General features: G+C 42.3%; 3 protein-coding genes and 1 pseudogene. 3 read left to right on the forward strand and 1 reads right to left on the reverse strand.

Going from position 1 to position 3,941, the window contains the following annotated elements; translation table 11 throughout:
- A pseudogene (locus ACKI5B_RS00385) lies at positions 1-322 on the reverse strand (hypothetical protein); the annotation flags it as partial.
- Positions 323-423: 101 nt separating this feature from the next.
- On the opposite strand from ACKI5B_RS00385, the gene folD reads away from it, so the two are divergent.
- The 3 genes from folD to ACKI5B_RS00400 all read left to right on the forward strand — a co-directional run bounded on the left by folD (position 424) and on the right by ACKI5B_RS00400 (position 3,802).
- Positions 424-1,299 (forward strand): bifunctional methylenetetrahydrofolate dehydrogenase/methenyltetrahydrofolate cyclohydrolase FolD, encoded by an 876-nt coding sequence (gene folD, locus ACKI5B_RS00390; RefSeq protein ID WP_407424972.1) that lies wholly within the window; start codon positions 424-426, stop codon positions 1,297-1,299.
- 92 nt (positions 1,300-1,391) lie between these two features.
- A complete protein-coding gene (locus ACKI5B_RS00395; protein WP_407424973.1) occupies positions 1,392-2,216 on the forward strand; it encodes a hypothetical protein in 825 nt (274 codons plus the stop codon).
- Positions 2,217-2,233: 17 nt separating this feature from the next.
- Positions 2,234-3,802: an Hsp70 family protein gene (locus ACKI5B_RS00400; protein WP_407424974.1), complete on the forward strand. Its 1,569-nt coding sequence runs from the start codon at positions 2,234-2,236 to the stop codon at positions 3,800-3,802.
- Positions 3,803-3,941 lie beyond the last annotated feature (139 nt).

Consider the following 3,941-nt stretch of genomic DNA (forward strand, 5'->3'; position numbering starts at 1 on the left):
CATGGCTACGATCCGACTTTGTAAGAAAGCGGTGATAACCGAGCATACCCGCACCGCCGATTGAAAGCTGACCATCTCTGTAAAGAGGGAACGAACCGCCGAAATTAAGCGGAAAAGTTGCCATAAGACCGATTCTGATATACTGGTCGCCCGGCTCGTTCATATTAACAGGTGCTTTTACGGTAATATCAGTTTCTTCTTCTTCCGGAACCTGCTGTTCCTGTCCCTGATCGATGTCATCGTTAATGTCGATTTCTTCATCTGCAAAAGCAAAGGTGCAGATCATAAAAAGTGCGCAGAAAAACGCAGTAAACCGTTTCATAATTCCTCGTTGTATTTTTATAATAGATAGCAATTTTATCGAAAATAGGGTATATTTTCAATTCTATAAACTAAAGAAAACAAGTCTAAAGAGGTTACAAAATGAGTGCACAGATTATCGACGGAAAGCAGATTGCATTGGACGTACGCGCTGGAGTTGCAGAAAAGGTCGCAGCTTTAAAGGCAAAAGGAATCACTCCATGTCTTGCAGTAGTTCTGGTTGGTGAAAATCCTGCAAGCGTAAGCTATGTTACAGGTAAGCGAAAGGCTCTTGCAGAAGCAGGCATGGCAGACAAAAGCGTGGAACTTCCGGAAAACACAACCGAAGCAGACTTACTCAAACTGATTGACGAACTCAACAAAGACGATTCTGTTCACGGCATTCTGGTTCAGCTTCCTCTTCCAAAACATATCAACGAAGACAAAGTAATCATGGCAATCAGCCCGGAAAAAGACGTAGACGGCTTCCATCCGGTCAATGTCGGAAACCTCGTAATCGGCAAAAAAGCCTTCCTTCCATGTACTCCGCACGGAATCATTGTTCTTCTTGAGCGCATGGGAATCGAAACCAGCGGAAAGCACGCTGTCGTAATCGGCCGGAGCAATATCGTCGGAAAGCCGGTTTCACTTTTGCTCGCCCGAAAAGAAACAAACTGCACGGTCACAATCTGCCACACAGGCACCAAAAACATGGCAGAAATCACACGTCAGGCAGACATTTTGATTGCAGCGAGCGGCCACCCGCACACAGTTACTGCTGACATGGTAAAAGACGGTGCTGTTGTAATCGATGTCGGCGTAAACAGAATCCCAGATGCAAGCAAAAAAAGCGGCTTCAGACTCATAGGCGACTGTGATTTTGAAGACTTAAAAGAAAAAGCAAGCTTTATTACACCGGTTCCGGGCGGAGTTGGTCCCATGACGATTGCCATGCTCATGTACAACACGCTTGAAGCGGCTGAAAACAAAGCAAATTAAAATCAAATCGGGAAAATAAAAATCTTCAGTTATAATTAAAAAAGCCGATATTTTAAACAAAGCCTTAAACTGCTTTTTTTTGGGGGAAATTTATGAAAAAAACATTGTTTATTCTTGCTTTAACAGTTGCTGCAGCTCAGATTTTTGCATTTGACCCTTCTGCTTCATTAAAGCCGGTCGGAACTGTTGGCGGATACACAAAAATCGAATATCAGATTACCGAAAAGTTCGGTGACTATTACCGTTCACCAAAAGCAAAATATGTACATGTTTTTGACGCAAATGGTGTTGAAACAGAAAGTTCTGAACTTACAGGCAAAGACGCTGTCGTTGATAAAATTACTTACAAATACGAAGGCAAAAATCTTGTAGAAACTCTCTGCACAGACGCCGACGGTAAAATCAGCTGGAAAATCGCTGCAACTTATGATGCAAACGGCAACAAAATTGACGAATCAGAATACAACGCAAGCGAAAATCTTGTGAACCGCACAATCTGGAAGATTAACGGTAAACAGGCCGAAGAATCTTACTACAACTCAGAAGGTGCACTTCTCTCAAAAATCATCACAAAATACGATGACCAGAACAGAGTTTCTGAAGTTGCACAGTATAATTCTGACGGTAAGCTTGAAGAAGCTGCTGTTTACAACTACAACGATGCAGGAAAACTTTCTGAAATCACATACACAAACGGCGATAACATTCAGACCCGCAAAGTCGTATTCAGATTTGACGCTTCTTATCAGATTACTGAAGAACAGACCTACAACCGCGAAAACAAACTTATCGCCCGCATAATTTACAGATATGACGCAAACGGCAACATCGTAAAAACAACAAAATACAATGTTGCGGAAAAATTTGGCACAACAGTTAACGAACTGGCAGGAATTGCCGAATATTCATATAACTAATTTTTCAGGGGAACGATATGAAGACAATCGGAATTAAGCTTGCAGACGGAACATTTTATCCAATTCTCGAAGAAGGAACTCCTAAAAAGCGAATGCTGGATTTGACGACAGCCAAAGACAACCAGACAAAAGTTCAGATTGATTTGTATCGTTCTGAAAACGGCACAATGGAAGATGCCGAATATGTTGACACTCTTGAAGTAACAAAACTTAATCCGCATCCGAACGGAGAGCCGGAACTTCACCTTTCTGTTGGTCTTGATGAAGAAAATCATCTTACAGCTGAAGTCGTTGACCCTGAAACCGGCAAAAAAAGCGAAACTGAAGTTACTCTGGTTTCAAGAACTTTAGCTGAACGCGAAGAAACTCCTGACTTAGGTGTTGCAGATGCTGCCGTTGCAGAAGAAGCAATTGCAGAAAACGCAGGCGATGCAACTTTCTCACCGGACGAACTTCCTGACATGGGCACAACAGCTCTTGAAGATATGCCGTTCAGTTTTGATCACTCAGAACCGGCTTCATCAGAAGAAAGCACAGCAGATTCAGCAGACGAATTTGCAGGCGCACTTCCTGATTTTTCTGATTTAGACAATGACATTCCTGTCGAAGACACTACTCTTGAATCAGTAAATTTCGACTCAAATTCTTTGACAGATGACACAAATGAAGATGTAATCGGAACGGAAAGCCCTGACTTAAATTTTGACGGTCTGGACTTTGATGCTCCTGCTTCTTCAGAAACTGTTTCAGATGATTCAACCTTCTCTACAGATGATTTACCTGATTTTTCTTCTGATTTTGATTCAGAAAGCTCTTCATCTGACACAGAAGCAACCGGCTTAAATTTTGATGATTTGAACGATCCTGCTTTTGACTCAACAGAATTTGATTCAACAATTGACTCTCTTAATTCGGAGCCGGAAGACAAATTCTTTGATGACATTAACACTTCATCTGCTGCTTCAGGCTCAGCAATGGATTTCTCTGACCTTTACGACAAAGAAACAATCGCAGGCGAACATGCTTCCCTTTACGATGAAGACGAAGAAGATAAAAAAACACGCACACCGGTTATCATCTGCATTATCTGTGCAATTATCTGTGTGATTGCAACAATTCTTCTGCTTTTCGTTGTTCCTTCAAAATACAACCTGCTTGCTTCACGAAACACAAACGGCGTTTCTCTGCTTGACCGCTTCTTCTCAAAAGAAAAGGAAACTGTCATCGAAAAAGAAACAGCAACTCCTGCTCAGCTCGAAGAACCTCAGGAAGAAACAAAATTCATCGATGTTGTTGTTGAAGAGCCGAAAGAAGAAGCACCGGCTGCTCAGGAAGATAAAATCGTAATCGCACCGGAGCCGGAAAAGGTTGTTCCGGAACCTGCTCCAGTAGTCGAAGAGAAGAAACCTGAAGTTAAAAAATCAGCTGATGTAAAATATCACATCCGCTGGGGTGACACACTCTGGGATATTTCAGAATCTTACTACAAAACACCATGGAAATATCCGAAAATCGCCGACTACAACCGCATTAAAAACCCTGATTTAATCATTTCAGGAAGCGATATTTTAATCCCAGCAGAGTAATCACAAACCACCCGTCAAACGGGTGGTTTGAACACAGCCTATAAGGCTCGGTTCTCAAGCTGAGACTTAAGTCCCGGCTTTCACTTACGTTCAAGTCTATTGCAGGTTGACCCGTCGCAGCCCCTGAAGGGGCGTTCGT

The sequence above is a fragment of the Treponema sp. genome, from assembly GCF_045657965.1.
In the GTDB taxonomy this organism is placed as follows: Bacteria; Spirochaetota; Spirochaetia; order Treponematales; family Treponemataceae; genus Treponema_D.

Coding starts and splice junctions, on each gene's coding strand:
- folD (WP_407424972.1), top strand. CDS start 424: ATGAGTGCACAGATTATCGACGGAAAGCAGATTGCATTGGACGTACGC.
- ACKI5B_RS00395 (WP_407424973.1), top strand. CDS start 1,392: ATGAAAAAAACATTGTTTATTCTTGCTTTAACAGTTGCTGCAGCTCAG.
- ACKI5B_RS00400 (WP_407424974.1), top strand. CDS start 2,234: ATGAAGACAATCGGAATTAAGCTTGCAGACGGAACATTTTATCCAATT.